The sequence below is a fragment of the Psychroflexus halocasei genome (assembly GCF_900107595.1).
GTDB classification, from domain to species: domain Bacteria; phylum Bacteroidota; class Bacteroidia; order Flavobacteriales; family Flavobacteriaceae; genus Psychroflexus; species Psychroflexus halocasei.
Genome location: NZ_FNQF01000003.1, coordinates 259195 through 280272, shown reverse-complemented (window position 1 = coordinate 280272; position 21078 = coordinate 259195). Strand labels below are relative to the sequence as shown.

Below are 21078 nucleotides of genomic sequence, written 5' to 3'. Positions count from 1 at the left end.
ACAATATATTTGAGCTTTTTAAGTTTTAAAATAAAAAAGATTTGCGCAAACTTTTATTATTGTGTTGTATTTTATTTTTCAACCAAGTCACAATGAGTCAAACGGCACGTAAATATTCAAATGAATTTATGAATATTGGCGTAGATGCTCGTGCTTTTGGAATGTCGAATACAATGACGGCTTTTACTAACGATGTCAATTCTGTTTATTGGAATCCAGCCGGATTAACACAGCTTGAAGACAACCAATTGGGTTTGATGCATGCCAATTATTTTGCAAATATTGCAACTTATAATTATGCAGGTTACGCTGCACCTATTGATGATGTGAGTGCTTTTGGTTTTAGTGTAATTCGTTTTGGGGTTGATGATATTTTGGATACAACGCAACTAATCGATGATCAAGGAAATATTGATTATAATCGCATTGATTTATTTTCTACAGCAGATTATGCTTTTACGGTTTCTTACGCACGAAAACTGAAGCTTCAAGGCTTCTCTTACGGAATTAATGCAAAAGTGATTCGTCGTGTGATTGGTGATTTTGCTAACGCTTGGGGTTTTGGCTTTGATGCAGGAATTCAGTTTCAAAATAAAGATTGGAGATTTGGCGTAATGGCTCGTGATATCACAACAACTTATAACACTTGGCAAATTGATGAGGAAGAATTTGATAAAATTAGCAGCGCGGTTCCTGGTCAGAATCAGACGATGCCAGAAACAACAGAAATCACTTTACCGAAATTAGAATTAGGGATTGCGCGTTCTTTTGAAATTAGAAGAGATTTTAGTTTAACGACGGCTTTAAATCTCAATACGCGCTTTGTAGAAACAAATGATATTATTTCAACTTCAAACTTCAGTATTGATCCTGCTTTTGGCTTTGAGGTCGGCTACATCAATATGGTTTATTTACGTGGCGGTGTTGGTAATTTCCAAAATGAAGTTCAAATTGATAATTCTGAATCTGTGAGTTTTCAACCCAATTTTGGCGTCGGCTTTAAGTATAGAGGAATTCAAATCGATTATGCTTTAACGGATTTAGGAGACCAAAGTGGCGCGCTTTATTCAAATGTTTTTTCATTGAAAATCGATTGGCGCTTTTTTAGATAATGGAATTTTGTAGGATTATTGGATTATTTCCAAAGTTTGATTATATTTGGATATGAAATCAAAACTACCTATTGAATCCCAGCGTTTTAAAAGGATTCGCCAAGATCTTGGCCACACGCAATCTGAATTTGCAGAACTTCTGAATATCGGGAATACAACTGCAGATATCGAAAGAGGAAAAACACGAATTACAGGTGAAGCTGTTGCAATGTTATTAGATTTATATAAAATAAATCCGTTGTGGCTTTATGGCAAAAGCGAAAGTAAATACCTTAAAACGTCAGGTTTTAACACCATGCCAAAAGTGATTACCACTGAAGATGACGACCAGGAGAATATGCTTTTAGTCAGCCAGAAAGCAGCTGCAGGTTATCCAAGTAATATTCAGGATACCTCTTGGTATAAAAAGTTACCAGCCTTTAATATGCCAATCCCGCAATTTAGAAACTCAACTTACAGAGGTTTTCAGGTTGAAGGAAATAGTATGTTGCCAAATTTACAACCAGGTGATTGGGTTTTAGCAAAAGCTTTAGATTCAATTGAAGATGCATCAACTCAAAGAATGTACGTTGTTGTTCTTGATGATTCAGTATTGGTTAAACGCATCAGCATCAATCCGAAACGTGAAGAATTGGTTTTAATCTCTGAAAACCCAGAATATCCACCTATTTTTGTTGAACCAGAACGCGTGCTTGAAGTTTGGGAAGTTTCTAGTAAATTGACTTTCAGTTTAGATGCAAATGCGGAAAACTCAGTGCTTAGAAAATTAGAATCCTCAATGGAAGAATTAAAATCACAACTTAAAGAAATTCGATAAATGGATTTTCAAGAAGCTTTTCAATTTTTAGAAGAATTAAATACCAATAATCATAAAGACTGGATGGATGAAAATCGTGATTGGTATCAAAAAATCCGTCAAGATTTAATTTTATGGTGCAATAAAATGGATGCAAAATTTGCAGAAATCGATCCTGATTATTTTTCGTTGCCAGGTAATAAAGCCTTAAACCGAATCAATAATAACTTGCTTTACCATCCCAACAAACCACCTTACAAAGATCATTTCGGGATTGGTTTTGACAAGAAACCAAAACATTGCGATTTCTATTTGCATTTAGGGATTAATGAAAGCTTCTTAGCTTCTGGTTTTTATAAACCGCCATCTAAAATACTTAAAAGTGTACGTGAAGCTATTGATTATAATGGTGAAGATTTTAAAGCAATATTGAATACTAAAAATTTTAAAAAGCATTTTGGTGAGCTTGATAAAAGTCACAGTTTAAAAACGACACCTAAATCTTATTCAAAAGAACATCAGCATATTGACATATTGAGGTTAAAAAGTTTTTTCGTAGAAACTTCCATATCAAAAGATCTCATTTTTTCTTCTGAGTTTGAAGATTTTTTAATTGAAAAGTATAAAGTTTTATTGCCTTTTAGAAATTATCTGAATCAATCAATCACAGTTTAATAACATGATTTATTTCAGAATCTGATTCATAATTAAATCTGTTGCACCTGCATTTTTCTCAATAAATGCTTTTGCGTTTTTACCGATTTCTCGTCTTAATTGATCAGAGTTTTTCAAGCGTTGATAAATCGTTTTTAGATCTTCATGATTTTTAATGTCAAAACCTGCTTTTGAATTGATTATTTCTTGTGCTTCAGGAAATTTATCGTGATGATTTCCAAATATGACTGGTTTTCCAAAACAAGCTGGTTCCAAAATATTGTGCAAACCAGTTTGTCCCATCGCACCGCCAACATAAGCGATATCAGCATAACTGTAAAGTTTTGTCAATAAACCAATACAGTCAATAATTAAGATATGGTAATTTTTTAAATCAGTGTCTGGTTTAATTTCAGACCAACAGATGCTCTTTTTTTGAAGCAAACTCTCGATGTCTTTGATATGATAAACATCAACTTTATGAGGCGCAATGATAAACTTTTCTTGTTCGCCACTATTATTAATAATTTTTGATAAAACCTCTTCATCTTCAGGCCAAGTGCTGCCGCAAATTGTACAAAGTTTATTGTTGATAAATTCATCAATTCTGTCGATATGATTGTTATAAGTTAATTGCTTCATGACGCGATCATATCTCGTGTCACCTGAAATTTCAACAGATTTTAAATGAAGTCTTTGAGCAAGTTTTTCACTTTCTTTATTCTGAACAAAAACTTTATCAAAACTTTGGAGTGCTATTAAAAAGAAGTTGCCATACCATTTAAAATAAATTTGATTTTCTCTGAAATTGGCAGAAATCAAATAAGTCGAAACTTCTTTTTGCTTCAGAATTTTCATCAAATTTGGCCAAACATCATATTTGATAAACAATGCCATTTTCGGATTGACGATTTCTACAAATTTTTGCATTTTTGACTTTGTATCTAAAGGCAAGTAAGTTGCAACATCAATAAGTTTATCATTTTTTTTGATGTCATATCCTGAAGGAGAAAAAAAACTCACAACGACTTCATAGCCTTTGCTTTTAAAAACTTCAATTAAAGGGACAGCTTGTTCATATTCGCCTAAGGAAGCTGCGTGAATCCAAATAGGATTATTTAAATGTCGCGTGTCTTTTTCAAGTTTTTGAAATAAGTTTTTTCTTCCATTATAAAATTTAGCAATGCTTTTATTTGCTTTAGCTAAAAGGGGAAGTAAACTTTTAAATATATTGACTGCTATTGTGTAAATCTGTCTTGGGTTTTGTCAAAAATACAGCTTTATAAAAAATGATAACACTAAGAAGTCAGATTTTCGTATTTTTGAAGCTAAATTGAAGGTATGAAAAAATTACAAATGGTTGACCTCAAAGGTCAATATACCCATATAAAGTCTGAAGTTGATCAAGCAATTATGGATGTTGTGAATTCAACAGCTTACATTAATGGTCCTGCTGTTAAAGATTTTCAAAAGAGCTTAGAAGCTTATTTAGATGTTAAACATGTGATTCCTTGTGCAAATGGGACGGATGCTTTGCAAATCTCAATGATGGGACTTGGCTTAAAACCAGGTGATGAGGTTATTACTGCGGATTTTACTTTTGCGGCAACTGTTGAAGTGATTGCGCTTTTAGGTTTGACGCCAGTTTTGGTTGATGTTGATCCTGATGATTTTAATATAGATATTTCTGCCATAGAAAAGGCAATCACACCACGCACAAAAGCAATTGTTCCTGTGCATCTTTTTGGTCACGTTGCTAATATGGATGCTGTGATGGAGCTTGCTAAAAAACACGATCTTAAAGTGATAGAAGATAACGCGCAAGCGATTGGTGCTGATTACACTTTTAAAGATGGAAGTCAACAAAAAGCTGGGACGATTGGTGATGTTGGTGCGACATCTTTCTTTCCTTCTAAAAACTTAGGTTGCTATGGTGATGGTGGTGCAATTTTTACAAACGATGATGATTTAGCGCATACAATCAGAGGAATCGTCAATCATGGCATGTACAAGCGATATCACCATGATGTTGTTGGTGTTAACTCTCGTTTGGATAGTATTCAGGCTGCAATTTTAAACATTAAGCTTAAAAAATTAGATGAATTTAATGCTGCTAGACAAAATGCAGCTCGAGCTTATTCAAAGGCTTTTGAAAATTGTGAGTTTATCAAAACACCTGTTACAACGACAAATAAAAAATGCGATGTAGAAAACAGTATTTGTGATACTTGTGATTGTCATGTTTTTCATCAATATACTTTAAAAATAACAAATGGAAAGCGAGATGCTTTAGCTGAACATTTACAAGAAAAAGGAATTCCACACGGTATTTATTATCCAATTCCTTTGCATTTACAAAAAGCTTATGCTGATGAACGTTATAATGAAAAAGATTTTGTTGTGACTAATCAATTGGTGAAAGAAGTGATTTCATTACCTATGCATACTGAACTTGATGATGAGCAAATTAAATATATCACATCAATAGTAATTGATTTTGTAGAAAAATAGATTGATTTATATCAATATCTTATTTATATAAAATGGCTTTTAAATTTGTTATAAAGAATAAATTTAAAAGCCATTTTGATTTTATTCTCTAATATTTACTGATTCATTTTAAGATTTAACGTATTTTTTTCTTTTAAAGAAAAACATTAGAGCGCCAAAAACAATCATAAGAAAAGGAGCAAGGGCAATATTAATTATTTGCCACTTTATTTTTGAATTTTTGACTTTCGCTTGATCAAAGTTTGCAGTTTTGATAGATTTATTTCTAAGTGAAACAAGGTCTTTATCGCCAAGCATATAATTTGTGAGGTTGATCAAAAACTGTTTGTTGCCATAAGCATTTCCTGAAAGTCTATCGAAACCTAACTCTAGAATTTCACCTTTGCTGACTTCATTTTTAATCACATCACCATCTGAGATAAAAGCTTGAGAAGTGAAAACACCATCATCTTTTTGATTGTTTAAATCAAAGGGCTTTAATCTGTTTTTATAAGCAGACTTAAATTCGCCTTCGACCAAAACAGCGAGATTTTGTCTATCATTTCTAAAATCTTCAGGATTCGGCTTTTGTTGAATAAGATTTAAATTGATTTCTTTAGGTACGCCAACAATTTGCGATAAAGGAGAACTTTGTAATAGGATTTCTTTCTTTAAATCATTTTTAAGTGTGTCAATTGGATTGGCATAATCAAACTTAATAGGTAACAAGTTTTTTGTAATAATATGCGGTTGATTACGTTGGGATAATGGTGCATATAACCATGGGAATTGGTTGATCTCAGTATCTCTTCCACTTCCTGTTGCTAAACTTATGGGCGCGCAATACAAATCTTTCACCAATTGCGGATTGATTCGAATACCATATTCAAAAAATAAATCGTGTAAGTTTAAATCTTTAGGTAAGGCAAATAAACTCTGATTTTTCATCAAGCTGTCTTGCTCAGCAGTAACATGCTCAGTCAACCAAATTGCTGAACCGCCTTGCATAATGTATTGATCAATAAGGTATTTTTTTTCTTCTGAAAAAGCTTTTTGAGGTTTTGCCTCAACGATTAAATCAAAATCAGAAAGTTCTTCAAAAGTTTTCTGAGGATTACTTTGAACCGAATCTAAAGTAAAAGGAGCTATGTAATAATAATTTTTTAGCGAACGAAAAGCATCCGCGATATACATATCATCTAGCTCCCCTTGACCTTTAATGATTGCTATTTTTTTAGATTTTTTTCTGGTTAAAATCTTTAAAGCATTAGAAATTTGATACTCAATTTCTTGAATTGATGTATTGATGACATTTTCAGTTTCTGTTTTTGTGTTTTTACTGAGAAGAGAAATCGGAAATTTCTGGCCATCATAGTTAGCCAAGGCCCATGGGAAAATGATTTTTTCGCTCATCTCTCCGTTTTTCATCTGGTTAAGAACCTTTGGAGACATTCCGTTTTCATAGAATTGATTGGCAACATCCATCGCATTTTGATTGTCATCCACAGGATTGATAAAATCAAATTTAATCAACGAGTTGTAAGCTGAATATTCTTCTAATAAATACCTGATTTCTCTCTGTAACCTCTTGTATTCACTTGGCATTTCGCCATTTAAAAATACTTCAATAACAACAGATTTATCAATGCTATTTACTAAATCTTGAGAATAACCTGATAAGCTGTAACGCTGATCATGCGTGAAATCTTGACGTAAAAAAGCATGAGATGAAATTATATTAGCAATAACTAAAATCACAATTAAGCCGAGTATTTTGCTGACATGTTTCTTCATTATTGCTTTAATTTTTCAAGTTGAACTTTAGTTAATTCAAGGAATAAAAAACTGATTGACGCTAAATAAATAATGTTTCGCGTATCAATAATACCGCGGCTCATCGCTTTATAGTGATAGCTTAAACTCAAATATTCTATGGCATAAATTTCAGAACCAAATATTTGGTAAGTGCTTAATCCTGATAGAGCAAAAAATAAAATCAGACAAATAAAAACACCAATGATAAAAGCTGTAATTTGGTTTTTACTCATCACAGAACTGAATAAACTTATACTCGCAAATACACTTATAATCAATAATAAACCGATATATGAAGTCGCAATTGCGCTGTAATCAACTACTGATGTTGCTTGTTTTAGTGAATCAACTGTGAAAATATACAGAAGTGTAGGAGCTAACGCAATTGCAGAAAGTGAGAATGCACCTAAAAATTTTCCATAAACCAAAGCTCTTGTGCTAATGGGTTTTGTGAACAGCAATTCAATTGTACCTTGTTTAATTTCATCAGAAAAACTTTTCATACAAATGGCAGGAACTAAAAAGATAAAAATCCACGGCATCAACTCAAAAAAAGGTGTGAGATTAGCATAGCCAAAATTGAATAGATTAAAATTTGAATCAAATACCCAAACAAAGAGACCTGTTGCAATTAAGAAGATGCAAATAATCAGATAACCAATGGTTGAACTGAAAAACGAATTAAATTCTTTCCTGAATATTGCCAACATATTATTTTAATTCTATGTGTTGATGAAGACTCCATGCCTCTGGTTGTTCTGAAAAAAGAGCTTTGGTACGTGGCCAGACTGAGCCAAATAACTCTGACTTTCTATAAGCATGAAGGTTTTCTTCAGCTTCCCAATAGCTATAAGTGAAAAATATATTTGGTTGATGGACATCTTGCAACATACTTAAATATAAGCAACCATTTTGGGCTTTAATCTTATCTTTTGAAGCTTCAAATATTGATTTAAAATCTTCAATCGCTTCAGGTTGAAACGTCATTTTTACAACTCTAACAATCATTTTTCAAAATTTATTGTGATCGTGTCACGTAATTTTAATCCAAATAAACTTGCGGCACCACCAACGGTGAGAGGATTACTTTTATAGATGGCGAGTTCAAGAAAATCAGAAGAGTTAAACAGAGCTAACTGCCTGCCATCTTCGATATTTCTACCTTCTTTAGCAACTGTGAAATCAACCACCCCACTATAGGTATCATGAATTTTCTTAAAAACATTAGATCTCGCTTTTATCTCAAATTTTCGACCTTTAGCAATATTCTGAAAATCTTTCTTTCTTACGTTAGTGACTACATTTCCAAAGTTATCAATGTAAATCACGTGTGCAATAATCTTAGATGAATCTTGATTAATAATCGGTGTAATGTTAGTTATTTGCTTGATATTCTCAAGCTTTCGGCCAATTACAGAAAGATTACCGCCACGCGCAATATGAGCGGCAACTTTAACAAAGATATCTAAAACAGTAAAATTTGTTTCTACTCTATCATGTATATTTATTTCGACAATTTCTTCAGGTTTCACGTCTAGAGCTAATAAAGATAAAATACCATTATTTGCAGCAATAAAATAATGACCATCAAGAGAAATAGCAAGATGTCTGTTTTCTGGTGTAATTTCAGAATCAACTCCAATAATATGAATACTTCCTTTTGGAAAATTATGGTAAGCATTCTTGATCACAAAAGCAGCTTCTGTGATATGAAAAGGAGAGATCAGGTGTGAAATATCTACAATGTGAGCATTGTCTAACTCGCTCAAAATCGCACCTTTAACCGCAGCGACAGAGTGATCTTTAAGTCCGAAATCCGTTGTTAAGGTTAAAATTGACATTTCATATTTTGTTAATCGTTTAAAGGCTTTTTGTTATGTTTTTTCGCTAAATTTGTCCTGCGAATTTAATTAATAATACATAAATTTTAAGGCTTTTGAATGAACTTATTTTAGAACTTTCTGAACTAAATCCTAAAGATTTTTTTGGTCATAATAATCAGAATTTTGATCTTATAAAAAAATATTTTCCTAAAATAAAACTTGTGACTCGAGGTAATGTTGTTAAAGCTTACGGCGATATAGAAATGCTCAATGAGTTCGAGAAACGATTTCAAATGCTGACAGATTATTTTAAGAGATATAATGAACTGAACGAAAATAGCATCGAACAAATCTTAACGAGCCAATCAAAAGCAGATTATCAATCCTCTAAAAAAGCTGATGATATTTTAGTCCATGGTGTTGGTGGACGTCAAATAAAAGCGCAAACGCCTAATCAACGTAAATTAGTTGATTTAATGCGTGACAATGATATGGTTTTTGCTATTGGTCCTGCGGGAACAGGAAAAACTTATACAGGTATTGCTTTAGCAGTTCATGCTCTGAAAAACAAACAAGTTAAGAGGATTATACTAACGAGACCTGCGGTAGAAGCTGGTGAAAATCTAGGCTTTTTGCCTGGAGACTTAAAGGAAAAATTGGATCCTTACATGCAACCTTTATATGATGCTTTACGTGACATGATTCCTCATGAACGCCTAGAAAGTTATATCGAAAAAGGAACTATTCAAATAGCACCGATGGCTTTTATGCGTGGAAGAACTTTAGATAATGCATTTGTGATTTTGGATGAAGCACAAAATACAACCCATGCTCAAATGAAAATGTTTTTGACAAGAATGGGCCGCAACGCAAAATTTATGATCACTGGTGATCCGGGTCAAGTGGATTTGCCGAGACGTGTAGCTTCAGGCCTAAAGGAAGCTATTTTAGTTTTAAAACAAGTTAAAGGTATAGGTATTATATACCTCAGTGATAAAGATGTGATCAGACATAAATTGGTCAAAAAAGTCATTGCTGCCTACAAAACAATTGATAATTAGATATATGAAATCCACTTTACTAGAAACAAATCTTCAGTTTGAAAACCAGATTGATTTTTATAAAGGAAAAGTCAGGGAAGTTTATAGCTTAAAAGATGATCGAATCGTCATTGTTTCAACAGACCGTTTAAGTGCTTTTGATGTTGTCTTGCCAAAAGGTATTCCTTACAAAGGTCAAATTCTAAATCAAATCGCTAAAGAAATGCTTGATGCAACTTCTAATGATGTTCCGAATTGGTTGACATCAACGCCAGATCCAAATGTTGCAGTTGGGCAAAAATGCGAAGCTTTTAAAGTTGAAATGGTTGTGAGAGCTTATTTGGCTGGTCATGCATGGCGAGAATATAAAGCTGGGAAACGTCAACTTTGTGGTGTGACTTTACCTGATGGGTTAAAGGAAAATGACAGGTTGCCACACCCGATTATTACACCGACAACCAAAGCTGATCAAGGTGATCATGATGCAGATATTTCAAAGAAAGAAATTTTTAAACAAAATATTGTTTCTGCTGAAGACTATGAAATTTTAGAAAATTATTCGCTGAAACTATTTAAACGTGGAACTGAAATTGCTAAGGGTCGAGGTTTGATTTTAGTCGATACCAAATATGAGTTTGGTAAAAATAAAGATGATGAAATATTAGTGATTGATGAAATTCATACGCCAGATTCATCAAGATATTTTTATTTAGAAACTTATGAAGAATATCAGAAAAATGGACATAAACAAAAGCAGCTTTCAAAAGAATTTGTGAGAGAATGGTTGATTGAAAATGGTTTTCAAGGCTTAGAAGGTCAAGAAATACCTGATTTACCTGAAGAATATATCGAAAGTGTAAGTCAGCGCTATATCGAGCTTTATGAGAAAATTACTGGGAAAAAATTTGTAAAAGCACCTGTCGAAAATATTCAAGAAAGAATAAAAACTAATTTAAAAAATTTTGATTTAGTGAAGTAAATTCAAATTTTAGACATAAAAAAAGCCGTTTTGAATTTTCAAAAACGGCTTTTTAATTTTTATAAGAAAATGATTAAGCGCTTAATTTTTTAAACATCTTATTCATCTTATCAGTTTCTTCTTCTGCCAAAACTTGATCAACTAAAATACGACCACTGTGCTCATCGATAATCACCTTTCTTCTTGCAGCGATTTCAACTTGAACTTGCGGTGGAATTGTAAAGAATGATCCACCAGAGGCTCCTCTTTCGATTGTCACAACAGCTAAGCCATTTTTAACGCTTTTACGAATTCTGTCGTAAGCTTTCACTAAACGCTCTTCGATACTTTTTTTGAAGCTTTCAGTTTTTTCAATTAAAGCTTTTTCTTCTTTTTCAGTTTCGTTAAGAATGTTGTCTAATTCTGATTTCTTATGATCTAAATGCGCTTTTCTTTCTTCAATGCGTTCTTTAGTTTCATCAAGAACAACTTTTTTGTGCTCCTTTTGAGCTTTAAATTCTTTGATGTGCTTTTGAGCTAATTCAATTTCTAATTCCTGAAATTCAACTTCCTTAGATAAAGCATCAAATTCTCTGTTGTTTCTCACATTATCTTGCTGCTCTTTGTATTTCTTAATCATCGATTCAGCTTCTTTGATAAAGTGAGTTTTAGCACTAATGTTTTCATCAACTGAAACAAGATCTTCTTCTAACTTTTCAATTCTTTTTGAATAGCCAGCAATCTCATCTTCTAAATCCTCGACCTCAAGAGGTAATTCACCACGCATATTCCTGATTTCATCAATACGCGAATCAATCAGCTGTAAATCATACAGCGCTCTAAGTTTCTCTTCTACTGTAACCTCTTTTTTCTTTGCCATAATCAAAAATATTGAATTGGATTGGTATTTATATTTGATAAAACGATTGCAAAATTATGAAATTTTTTCTGAAGTAGGGCACATAATAAGTCTTTTGTGTATTGTTCGCTTTCATAATGTCCGACATCGACTAAAGTTATTTTGTTTTCAGCTTTATAAAAGTCATGATATTTCATATCAGCCGTCATGTAAATGTCAGCTTTTTTAGCGATTGCATTGTTGATGGCAAAGGCGCCACTTCCACCTAAAACTGCAATACTCTTGACTTTTTCTTGATGAAATTTTGAATGTCTGATCGATTTTGTATTAAAGATTGACTTTATTTTTTTCATAGCTTCTTCAATCGGGACTTCTTTTTCAAATTCGCCCATCATGCCAATACCAATATCTTGATTTTTATTGTGTAATGAAGTGATTTCGTAGGCGACTTCTTCATAAGGATGCGCTTTAAAAAGTTGTTTTAAAACTTGACTTTCTAAATGTTTAAGAAAAGTGATATTGATTTGCGTTTCTTCACCCAAATGTAACTGACCTTTTTGTCCTGTGTGTGGATCAGCATTTTCGTTTGGTAAAAAACTTCCTTTTCCCTTAATATTAAAGCTACAATGGTTATAATTTCCTATCGAACCTGCGCCAACGGTAAATAGAGCTTCTCGAACTTCCTCAACATTTTCGTTAGGAACATAAGTTGTCAACTTTTTTATGGTGCCTTCTTGTGGAACAAGAATTTCTCTATTGATCAAGCCTAGCTTGTTGCAAATTTGATCGTTGACGCCATTTTTGTGGTTATCTAAAGCTGTATGAATTGCATAAATCGCAATATCATTTTTAATCGCTTTCTGAACAACACGTTCAACATAAGTTTTTCCAGTCAGTTTTTTTAAGCCACCAAAAATAATAGGATGAAAGCTGATAATGAGATTGCAATTTTTCTCAATGGCTTCTTCAACAACTTTTTCTAAAGTGTCTAAAGTCACTAAAACTCCTGAAACATCAATGTTTGCATCGCCAACTAAAAGGCCAACATTATCAAAATCTTCAGCGTAGTTAAGTGGTGCGATTTCCTCTAAATAATTTGTAATTTCTTTTATCTTCATTGTTTTCTCAAAAATCATAAAATTAAATTTTATTTTAGCATTTATGAAATATATCAGACTTTTATTACTTCCTTTTTCTGCTCTGTATAGTCTCATTATTCGAATGAGGCATTTTTTATATGATAAAGGCATTTTAAAATCTCGTGAATTCGATTTTCCTGTCATTTGTGTAGGAAACCTCAGTTTAGGCGGAACAGGTAAATCGCCGATGATCGAATTTCTGATGCGTCAACTAAAAGAAAATTATCAAATTGCCACTTTGAGTCGTGGTTATAAAAGAAAAACTTCTGGTTTTGTTGAGCTTCGGTCTGAAAGTTTGGCTGCTGATGTTGGCGATGAACCTTTGCAGTTTAAAACGAATTTCCCAAATCAAATCATTGCGGTTGATGAAAGCCGCGTGAATGGAATTGAGCAACTGAAAAAAATATATCCAAGACTTGATGCGGTTTTGTTAGATGATGCTTTTCAGCATAGAAAAGTTAAAGCAGGATTTAATATTTTACTCACCACCTTTGATAACTTATATTTTGATGATTTTCTTTTGCCTGCGGGTAATCTACGTGATTCTGTTGTCGCTGCTAAGCGTGCAGATATTATCATTGTCACAAAATGCCCATCTAAGTTGTCAGAAAAACAAAGAAATGAAATTCAGAATCGATTGAAACCAAAAAAACATCAACAAGTTTTCTTTTCAAAAATTAATTATGATGACAACATTTATTCATTAAAAAAAGAAATCAGTTTGTTAGAAATTGATGATTTTATTTTAGTGACAGGCATTGCGAAACCAAAACCTTTAATTGACTATTTAAATAAAATCAATACGAATTTTGAACATCAAAAATTTCCTGATCATCATCATTTCACCGAAAATGAAATTGAAGATATAAAAAACAAGAAGAAAAAAATATTGACAACAACTAAAGACTTCATGCGTTTAAAATCTTATTTTAAAGATGGAGAACTTTATCATTTACCCATCAAATCTGATTTTTTCGAGCAAGAAAAAGAAATAATGAAATCGATTACTGAATTTATGAATTCATTTTTAGCATCAAATCAATAAGCCTGTTGCTGTAACCTCTTTCGTTATCATACCAACCAATAAGTTTAATTAAGTCACCATCAATAACAGATGTCATACCTGCATCGAAAGTGCAAGAATATGGATTACCAATGATATCAACAGAAACAATTGGATCTTCTGTGTATTTTAAAATTCCTTTCAATCCATTCTCTGAAGCATCTTTAAAAAGCTGATTAATTTCTTCGATGCTCGTTTTCTTTTTGATATTAAGCGTCATATCTGTGAGTGATCCATTTGGTACTGGAACCCGAATACCGCAGCCACCAATGACATCACTGAGTTCAGGAAAAATTTTGGTCAAGGCCTTAGCCGCGCCAGTAGTTGTAGGGATAATGGATTGAGATGCAGCACGCGCGCGTCTTAAATCGCGATGTGGTTGGTCATGTAAACTTTGATCAGATGTAAATGAATGTACTGTTGAAATATAAGCATGTTTTACACCTAGTTTTTCATGAATCACTTTCAACATAGGCGCTGCATTATTAGTTGTACATGAAGCATTTGAAAGAATTTTGTCATTTTTGTCAATTAAATGATCATTCACACCAAGGACAATCATTTTAACAGAATCATCAGATGATGGAACTGTGAGTAAAACTTTTTTTGCTCCAGCAGAAAGATGATCTTGTAATTCTTTTTCAGTTTTATATTTCCCAGTTGCTTCTACAACAACATCAATTTGATATTTTGTCCAATTAAGTTCAGAAATATTTTTAGTGTTAGTTAAAGCAATTTTTTTAGTGCCAATAATAATGTTGTCATTATCACTAGTGACTTCTTTGTCATAAACACCGTGAATACTATCATATTTAAGAAGATGCGCCAGCGTTTTGGCATCAGCTAAATCATTGATCGCGACAATCTCAAAGTTAGGATGATCAAAAGCCAACCTAAATAAACTGCGGCCAATTCGTCCGAACCCATTGATGGCTAATCTGATTTTTTGTGACATTTTATTCTAGGTGTTTTTGAGCTTTATATGAAGATCTCACAAGCGCAGAACTTTCAACATGACGGAAGCCTAATTCTTTTCCGATTGTTTCGTATTTTTTAAACTGATCAGGTGTGATAAATGTTTGAACAGGAAGATGTTTTTTACTTGGCTGCAAATACTGACCAATTGTGACAACATCAACATTAACAGAGCGTAAATCTTCTAAAGTTTGAATCACTTCTTCTTCTTTTTCGCCTAAGCCAAGCATGATACCAGATTTAGTTCTGTTAATACCTTCAGCTTTTAGGTAACGTAAAACTTCTAAACTTCTATCGTATTTTGCCTGAATTCTGACTTCACGTGTCAAACGTCTAACAGTCTCCATGTTGTGAGAGACAACCTCAGGAGCAACTTTAATAATACGATCTATATTTTTTGTATTTCCTTGAAAATCAGGGATTAAAGTTTCAAGAGTTGTGTTTGGGTTCATTCTCCTTATTGCTTTCACGGTTTCCTCCCAAATGATTGATCCCATGTCTTTTAAATCATCACGATCTACTGAAGTGACCACGGCATGTTTAACGCCCATCAGCTTTATTGAACGTGCAACTTTTTCAGGTTCATCCCACTCAACATCTTCAGGTCTTCCAGTTTTAACGCCACAAAATCCACAGGAGCGTGTACAAATATTACCGAGTATCATAAATGTTGCAGTCCCTTCACTCCAGCATTCTCCCATGTTTGGGCAACTGCCTGAAGTACAGATTGTATGCAAATCGTATTTGTCAACAAGATTTCTAAGATCTCTATATTTTTTACCAGTTGGAAGCTTAACGCGCAACCATTTAGGTTTTCCTGTTCTTTGTTTGGTTTCTGTTTGTGGTTTTTCAATCACAGTTTCCATGAGGTCAATTTTTTACAAATGTATTAAAATAGTCTTAGCATAATTCAGAAGCTTATTGACTTTTTTGGGATTATTAACAAGCGTTTTTTTAATGGTGATGATAAGGTAAATTATTCAAAATTGTAAAGCCGCGATAAATTTGTTCTGTCATAAAAATACGAATCATCTGATGTGAAAAAGTCATTTTTGATAAGGCTATTTTCTGAAAGTTTTGATCATAAATACTTTGGTCAAAGCCATAAGGACCACCAATGATGAAATTAAGCGTTTTAATCCCTGTATTCATTTTCTTTTGAAGGAAGCTAGAAAACTGAACTGAGGTGAATTCCTTTCCTTTTTCATCTAACAAAACTGTCACGCTAGCTTTATTGATATGTTTTAAAATTAACTCTGCTTCCTTAGCTTTCTGTTCTTTTTCTGATGTATTTTTTTTTGTTTTGACATCAGGAATTTCAATCATATTAAACTTCGTAAAATGTTGAATACGCTTGTGATATTCATTAACTAACTCACGAACTGAAGACTGATCTGTTTTACCAATGACGATTAAATTGATGTGCATTTCTTTAAAAAGCTTAGATTTGTGAGACAAAAATAGAGAAGTCATGCTTAGTGAAGAACAATTTGAAAAAGAAATCAATCAGATTATCAAAATAGCGCTTGCCGAAGATATCGGTGATGGCGATCATTCTTCGTTGGCTTGCATTCCTGAAGACGCCGTTGGAGAAGCAAATTTGTTGGTGAAAGAAGATGGCATTATCGCAGGAATTGATTTTGCTCAACGTATTTTTCACACTGTTGATGCGGATATTGAATTTACAGCCTTATTAAAAGACGGAGACAGAGTGAAGAAAGGAGACCTTGCTTTTCGAGTTAAAGGAAGGAGTCAAAGCATTTTGAAGACTGAACGTGTGATGTTAAATGCAATGCAGAGAATGAGTGCTATTGCAACTAAAACAAATTCATTTGTTGAAGTTTTAAAACCTTTTCAAACACAAATTTTAGACACGCGAAAAACAACACCTGGTCTTCGTGTTCTTGAAAAATGGGCTGTAAGAATTGGAGGAGGAGCTAATCATCGCTACGCGCTTTATGATATGATTATGTTGAAAGACAACCATATTGATTTCGCTGGTGGAATTACAAAAGCTATCGCAAAAACTAAAGCTTATTTAAAAGAGAGAAATTTAGATTTAAAAATTATAGTTGAAGCGAGAGATCTAAATGAAATTGAAGAAATATTGAAGTCTCATAAAGATGTTTATCGCATATTAATTGATAATTTTAATTACACAGATACCAAAAAAGCTGTAGATATTATAGATAAGCGATGCTTAACAGAATCTAGCGGAAATATTACTTTAAAAACAGCATCAAAATATGCAGAATGTGGCGTAGATTTTATATCTTCAGGAGCCTTAACACATTCTGTCTATAATTTAGACTTAAGCTTAAAAGCAGTTTTATAATGCTTAAAAAGCCGAAGAAATCTAATCATATAGGTCCTCAGTCAATCTTATCACGTATTGCCTTGTGGCTGCATCGTTTGAAGTTACCTGGATTAGAAGGTTTGTCGGTTTATGATTTACTAAAACTTTATTTTGTTGGAATTATAAAAGGAACTTTTTCAACACGAGCAAGTTCAATTGCTTTTAGTTTTTTTATGGCAATTTTTCCCTTTTTGCTATTTATTTTAAACTTGATTCCCTTTGTGTGGTTTATCGCTGATTTTCAAACTGAACTTTTGAGTTTTATCGAAAGTATCATTCCGCCCCAAACCACAGGTTTTTTTGAAGATATTTTCTTTGATATCGCCAACAACCCAAGAGGAGGTTTACTGTCATTTGTATTTATTTTATCCATTTTTTTGATGGCAAATGGCGTCAATGCAATTTTTACAAGTTTTGAATTTTCATATCACACGGTTGTGAACAGAACGATTATTCGGCAATATGTCGTTGCTGTTGGTGTTGCAATTATTATCGCAATTTTGGTTTTAATCACAGTGATTGCGACAATTTATTTAACCTATTTAATCGAAGAATTCAGAAATTTGAGGATGCTTGATGACAATCTGATTTACGCCCAAATTGGACGATATTTAATTTTTGTTTTTATGTTAACAGTCATAATATCAGTACTTTATTATTTCGGAACACGAGAAGGACGTCGTTCTCGATTTTTTTCTGTTGGTTCAATTTTTACAACAATTTTAATTATTGTCACGACATATTTATTCACAATTTATGTTGAAAATTTCAATTCTTACAACAAGCTTTACGGCTCGATAGGAACACTTTTAATTTTAATGTTATACATTTGGCTTAATGCAAATGTTTTACTTTTAGGCTTCGAACTAAACGGAGCTTTGTATCGTTTACGAAATAGAAATTAATTTTAAACCACGATTTATGAAAGCTATATTATCAATTCTTTGTATCGTATTTGTCAGTTTATCAAGCGTTGCACAAACAGAAATCTCAGGAATCACATTACCAGAAAAAATCTCTTATGGAGAAGATGAAGTTGTTTTAAATGGCGCAGGTGTTCGAGAGAAATTCTGGATGGATATGTATGTAAGTGGTTTATATTTGAAAGCAAAATCTTCAAATCCACAAAAAATCATCAATGCTGATGAGACAATGGGGATTCAGTTGCATATTGTTTCAGGGATGATAACCAGTAAAAGAATGATTGATGCTATTGAAAATGGATTTGATAAATCAACTCAAGGGAATAAAGAACCAATCAGAGAAAAAATAGATAAATTTATTGGCGTTTTTAATGAAAAAATTCAGAAAGGAGATGTCTTTGATTTGACTTATCAGCCTAAACATGGTGTTATAGTTTATAAAAACGGAAAAGAAACAGGCCAAATTAAAGGGTTTGAATTTAAAAAAGCTTTATTCGGAATTTGGTTGACTGAAAATCCTGGAGACGAAGACCTGAAAGAAGCCATGCTAGGTCAATAATTTTTTAGAAATAAATCAATATTCAAAAATAAAATCGATTGAGATATATTGACGTTATTTTGCCACTTCCGTTGCAAGATTCATTTACTTATATTCTGCAAGATGAATTTGCAGAGCGCGTAAAAGTTGGCATGCGTGTCGCCGTTCCTTTCGGTAAAACAAAAGTTTACACAGCTGTTGTTTACAAAATTCACGATAATAAACCTCTACATTATGAAGCAAAAATGATTGAAGATGTTATCGATGAAAAACCAATTGTCACACATTCTCAGCTTCAATTTTTTGAATGGATTGCTTCTTATTATCTCTGTCGATTAGGCGAGGTTTTGCGAGCGGCTTTACCAAGTGCTTTTTTGATAGAAAGCGAAACGGTAATCACGCGTCATCCTGATGCAAATTTAGAACAAGATTTAACTGATGAAGAAGTTTTTTTGATGGATGCTTTAGAAATGCAATCTGCTTTAAAAACATCAGATGTCATGTCTATTCTTGGGAAAAAAACGATTTTTCCTTCTTTAAATAAAATGGTTGAGAAGAACTTGATTATGATTAATCAAGAGCTGAATAAGCAATACAAACCTAAAATACTGAAATATCTTCGGATTCATCATCAATATAAATCTCAAGAAGCTGTTGAGAAAACTTTAGAAGATTTGTCAAATGCGACAAAACAAAAAGAAGTTTACTTGAAAATGTTTAGTCTTGAGGCAACTCAAAAAAGAATAAACAGAAAATCACTAAAAAAAGCAGCTGAGGTTTCAGATGGTGTCATCAAAGCTTTAATTGATAAAGACATTCTTGAAGAATATGAATTACGACAAGACCGTGTTGGTTTTGATGAATCTATTTTTGAAGATAAAGAGATAAAATTGAGCTCTCGACAGCGACAAGCTTTTCAAGACATAGAAGAAAATTTTGAAAATAAAAATATCACGCTTTTCCAAGGTGTAACTTCTTCTGGTAAAACAGAAATTTACATCCATCTGATTGAGCAATACATTAAAGAAGGCAAACAGGTTTTATATCTTTTGCCAGAGATTGCTTTAACAACGCAGCTTATCACGAGGTTACAAGCTTATTTTGGAGATCAAGTTATTGTTTTTCATAGTAAATTCTCTGTCAACGAAAGGGTGGAAGCTTATATGCATGTTCTTAACGGAACAAAAGGAAAGATCATTATTGGTGCGCGATCTTCTATCTTTCTACCTTTTCAAAATTTAGGTTTTGTTATTGTTGACGAATCGCATGAAATAAGTTTTAAACAATATGATCCCGCGCCGCGTTATCAAGCTAGAGATTCGGCGATTGTTCTTTCTCATTTACATCAGGGAAAAACCTTGTTAGGTACGGCAACACCAAGTCTTGAAAGTCTTTATAACGTTAAAATAGGGAAGTATGCTTATACGAATTTAACCAAGAGATACGGTGATGTATTAGCGCCAGTGATTAATATTGTTGATTTACAAGACCGTTACAAAAAGAAAAAAATGAAAGGTCACTTCTCAGAAGATTTACTTCTGAAGATGGAAGAGACTTTGAAAAATGGAGAACAGGTTATTTTATTTCAAAATAGAAGAGGTTATTCTCCAATTCTTGAATGTAATGATTGTGGTCATTCTCCGCAGTGTCCAAACTGTGATGTGAGTTTGACTTATCACAAAAATAATAACACTTTGCGCTGTCATTATTGTGGTTACCACATTGCAATGCAAATTAAATGCATGGCTTGTGGAAGTAAGGATATTACGACAAAAGGATTTGGTACAGAACAGATTGAAACCGAGGCAAAAGCACTTTTTCCTGATGCTGTTGTCAAGCGAATGGATCAAGATACAACACGAGGCAAAACAGCTTATGCAGACTTAATTAGTGATTTTGAGAATAAAGAAATTGATGTTTTAGTTGGTACACAAATGTTGAGTAAAGGTCTTGATTTTAGACATGTGAATCTTGTGGGTGTTATGAATGCAGACTCGTTATTAAATTTTCCTGATTTTAGAGCGCATGAACGTTGCTTTCACTTATTAACGCAAGTTGCAGGACGCGCAGGCCGTACCAAAAAGCAAGGTTTAGTTTTGATACAGTCTTACAATCCGCATCATCAGATATTGCAACAAGTAACAACTTATGATTACAAGAAAATGTTTCAAGAACAAATCAATGATCGTAAGCATTTTAAATACCCACCTTATTATCGCTTGGTAAAATTTACTTTAAAATCACGAGATTTTAATATGGTGAATGAAGCTTCCGATTGGCTGGCAAAATTTTATAGACAAATATTTAAATCTCAAGTTTTAGGACCAGAATTTCCACCGGTTTTAAGAATCAGGAATAATTACCATAAAAATATTATGATTAAAATTCCACCTGAGCATTCATTAGAAAAAACAAAATATTACATCAAGAAAGGACAAGATAAGTTTGAAGCAATTAGTCAATTTAGGTCTGTACGATTAAATATTGATGTCGATCCTTATTAAAATTTTGTTCTTTAAATTTTTCTGAATTTTGAA

General features: G+C 32.8%; 21 protein-coding genes. 11 read left to right on the top strand and 10 right to left on the bottom strand.

The window, feature by feature from the left end; translation table 11 throughout:
- Positions 1 to 41 precede the first annotated feature (41 nt).
- Genes BLV84_RS05420 through BLV84_RS05410 form a run of 3 tightly spaced genes read left to right on the top strand, consistent with a single transcriptional unit; the run spans position 42 to position 2583 of the window.
- Entirely contained in the window at positions 42 to 1112 is a 1071-nt protein-coding gene (locus tag BLV84_RS05420) for a putative type IX sorting system protein PorV2 (protein WP_449421143.1), read from the top strand.
- A gap of 52 nt (positions 1113 to 1164) precedes the next feature.
- Positions 1165 to 1929 (top strand): LexA family transcriptional regulator, encoded by a 765-nt coding sequence (locus BLV84_RS05415; protein ID WP_093241032.1) that lies wholly within the window; start codon positions 1165 to 1167, stop codon positions 1927 to 1929.
- Positions 1930 to 2583, top strand: coding sequence for a DUF2461 domain-containing protein (locus BLV84_RS05410; RefSeq protein WP_093241029.1), 654 nt, complete (start codon positions 1930 to 1932; stop codon positions 2581 to 2583). It abuts the gene before it with no gap.
- Positions 2584 to 2592: 9 nt separating this feature from the next.
- Here BLV84_RS05410 and BLV84_RS05405 read toward each other — a convergent pair whose 3' ends face one another.
- Positions 2593 to 3747 (bottom strand): 3-deoxy-D-manno-octulosonic acid transferase, encoded by a 1155-nt coding sequence (locus BLV84_RS05405; protein WP_262501507.1) that lies wholly within the window; start codon positions 3745 to 3747, stop codon positions 2593 to 2595.
- A gap of 156 nt (positions 3748 to 3903) precedes the next feature.
- Here BLV84_RS05405 and BLV84_RS05400 point away from each other — a divergent pair, with 156 nt between their 5' ends.
- Positions 3904 to 5073 (top strand): DegT/DnrJ/EryC1/StrS family aminotransferase, encoded by a 1170-nt coding sequence (locus BLV84_RS05400; protein WP_093241023.1) that lies wholly within the window; start codon positions 3904 to 3906, stop codon positions 5071 to 5073.
- 108 nt (positions 5074 to 5181) lie between these two features.
- Here BLV84_RS05400 and gldG read toward each other — a convergent pair whose 3' ends face one another.
- The 4 genes from gldG to BLV84_RS05380 are packed head-to-tail and all read right to left on the bottom strand — an operon-like array spanning position 5182 to position 8708.
- Positions 5182 to 6846, bottom strand: a complete 1665-nt coding sequence (gene gldG / locus BLV84_RS05395; protein ID WP_093241020.1) for a gliding motility-associated ABC transporter substrate-binding protein GldG — start codon at positions 6844 to 6846, stop codon at positions 5182 to 5184.
- Positions 6846 to 7577, bottom strand: a complete 732-nt coding sequence (gldF, locus tag BLV84_RS05390) for a gliding motility-associated ABC transporter permease subunit GldF (protein WP_093241016.1) — start codon at positions 7575 to 7577, stop codon at positions 6846 to 6848. The genes gldG and gldF overlap by 1 nt, the downstream gene beginning before the upstream one ends.
- Position 7578: 1 nt before the next feature.
- Positions 7579 to 7875 (bottom strand): putative quinol monooxygenase, encoded by a 297-nt coding sequence (locus tag BLV84_RS05385; RefSeq protein ID WP_093241012.1) that lies wholly within the window; start codon positions 7873 to 7875, stop codon positions 7579 to 7581.
- A complete protein-coding gene (locus BLV84_RS05380; RefSeq protein ID WP_093241009.1) occupies positions 7872 to 8708 on the bottom strand; it encodes an SAM hydrolase/SAM-dependent halogenase family protein in 837 nt (278 codons plus the stop codon). Before BLV84_RS05380 ends, BLV84_RS05385 begins: the two co-directional genes overlap by 4 nt.
- Before the next feature lie 95 nt (positions 8709 to 8803).
- Here BLV84_RS05380 and BLV84_RS05375 point away from each other — a divergent pair, with 95 nt between their 5' ends.
- Positions 8804 to 9751 carry a PhoH family protein gene (locus BLV84_RS05375; RefSeq protein WP_093241006.1) on the top strand — a complete coding sequence of 316 codons (948 nt, stop codon included), beginning with the start codon at positions 8804 to 8806 and terminating at the stop codon, positions 9749 to 9751.
- A gap of 4 nt (positions 9752 to 9755) precedes the next feature.
- Entirely contained in the window at positions 9756 to 10709 is a 954-nt protein-coding gene (locus tag BLV84_RS05370; RefSeq protein WP_093241002.1) for a phosphoribosylaminoimidazolesuccinocarboxamide synthase, read from the top strand.
- Between the two features lie 73 nt (positions 10710 to 10782).
- On the opposite strand, the gene BLV84_RS05365 is transcribed toward BLV84_RS05370, so the two are convergent.
- Both BLV84_RS05365 and BLV84_RS05360 read right to left on the bottom strand, forming a co-directional pair.
- The gene (locus tag BLV84_RS05365) at positions 10783 to 11568 is read right to left on the bottom strand and encodes a zinc ribbon domain-containing protein (protein ID WP_093240998.1); all 786 of its coding nucleotides are present in this window, start codon (positions 11566 to 11568) and stop codon (positions 10783 to 10785) included.
- Positions 11569 to 11570: 2 nt separating this feature from the next.
- Complete coding sequence (locus BLV84_RS05360) at positions 11571 to 12665, bottom strand: Nif3-like dinuclear metal center hexameric protein (RefSeq protein ID WP_093241152.1); 1095 nt, start codon at positions 12663 to 12665, stop codon at positions 11571 to 11573.
- Positions 12666 to 12708: 43 nt separating this feature from the next.
- Between BLV84_RS05360 and lpxK the strand changes: the two genes are divergently transcribed.
- Positions 12709 to 13731 (top strand): tetraacyldisaccharide 4'-kinase, encoded by a 1023-nt coding sequence (lpxK, locus tag BLV84_RS05355; protein WP_093240994.1) that lies wholly within the window; start codon positions 12709 to 12711, stop codon positions 13729 to 13731.
- Here lpxK and gap read toward each other — a convergent pair.
- The 3 genes from gap to rlmH form a co-directional block, all read right to left on the bottom strand.
- On the bottom strand, positions 13700 to 14704 hold the full coding sequence (gene gap / locus BLV84_RS05350) for a type I glyceraldehyde-3-phosphate dehydrogenase (protein ID WP_093240989.1): 1005 nt from the start codon (positions 14702 to 14704) through the stop codon (positions 13700 to 13702). The two genes, lpxK and gap, sit on opposite strands and share 32 nt — an antisense overlap.
- Before the next feature lies 1 nt (position 14705).
- A complete protein-coding gene (lipA, locus tag BLV84_RS05345; protein WP_093240984.1) occupies positions 14706 to 15590 on the bottom strand; it encodes a lipoyl synthase in 885 nt (294 codons plus the stop codon).
- 88 nt (positions 15591 to 15678) lie between these two features.
- The gene (gene rlmH, locus BLV84_RS05340; RefSeq protein WP_093241149.1) at positions 15679 to 16152 is read right to left on the bottom strand and encodes a 23S rRNA (pseudouridine(1915)-N(3))-methyltransferase RlmH; all 474 of its coding nucleotides are present in this window, start codon (positions 16150 to 16152) and stop codon (positions 15679 to 15681) included.
- Positions 16153 to 16195: 43 nt separating this feature from the next.
- Between rlmH and nadC the strand changes: the two genes are divergently transcribed.
- The 4 genes from nadC to priA are packed head-to-tail and all read left to right on the top strand — an operon-like array spanning position 16196 to position 21045.
- On the top strand, positions 16196 to 17059 hold the full coding sequence (gene nadC / locus BLV84_RS05335; RefSeq protein ID WP_093240980.1) for a carboxylating nicotinate-nucleotide diphosphorylase: 864 nt from the start codon (positions 16196 to 16198) through the stop codon (positions 17057 to 17059).
- Entirely contained in the window at positions 17059 to 17985 is a 927-nt protein-coding gene (locus tag BLV84_RS05330; RefSeq protein WP_093240976.1) for a YihY/virulence factor BrkB family protein, read from the top strand. The genes nadC and BLV84_RS05330 overlap by 1 nt, the downstream gene beginning before the upstream one ends.
- A gap of 16 nt (positions 17986 to 18001) precedes the next feature.
- A complete protein-coding gene (locus BLV84_RS05325) occupies positions 18002 to 18562 on the top strand; it encodes a chalcone isomerase family protein (RefSeq protein WP_093240972.1) in 561 nt (186 codons plus the stop codon).
- Between the two features lie 38 nt (positions 18563 to 18600).
- A complete protein-coding gene (gene priA, locus BLV84_RS05320; RefSeq protein WP_159429396.1) occupies positions 18601 to 21045 on the top strand; it encodes a replication restart helicase PriA in 2445 nt (814 codons plus the stop codon).
- The last annotated feature ends 33 nt before the right edge of the window (positions 21046 to 21078 follow it).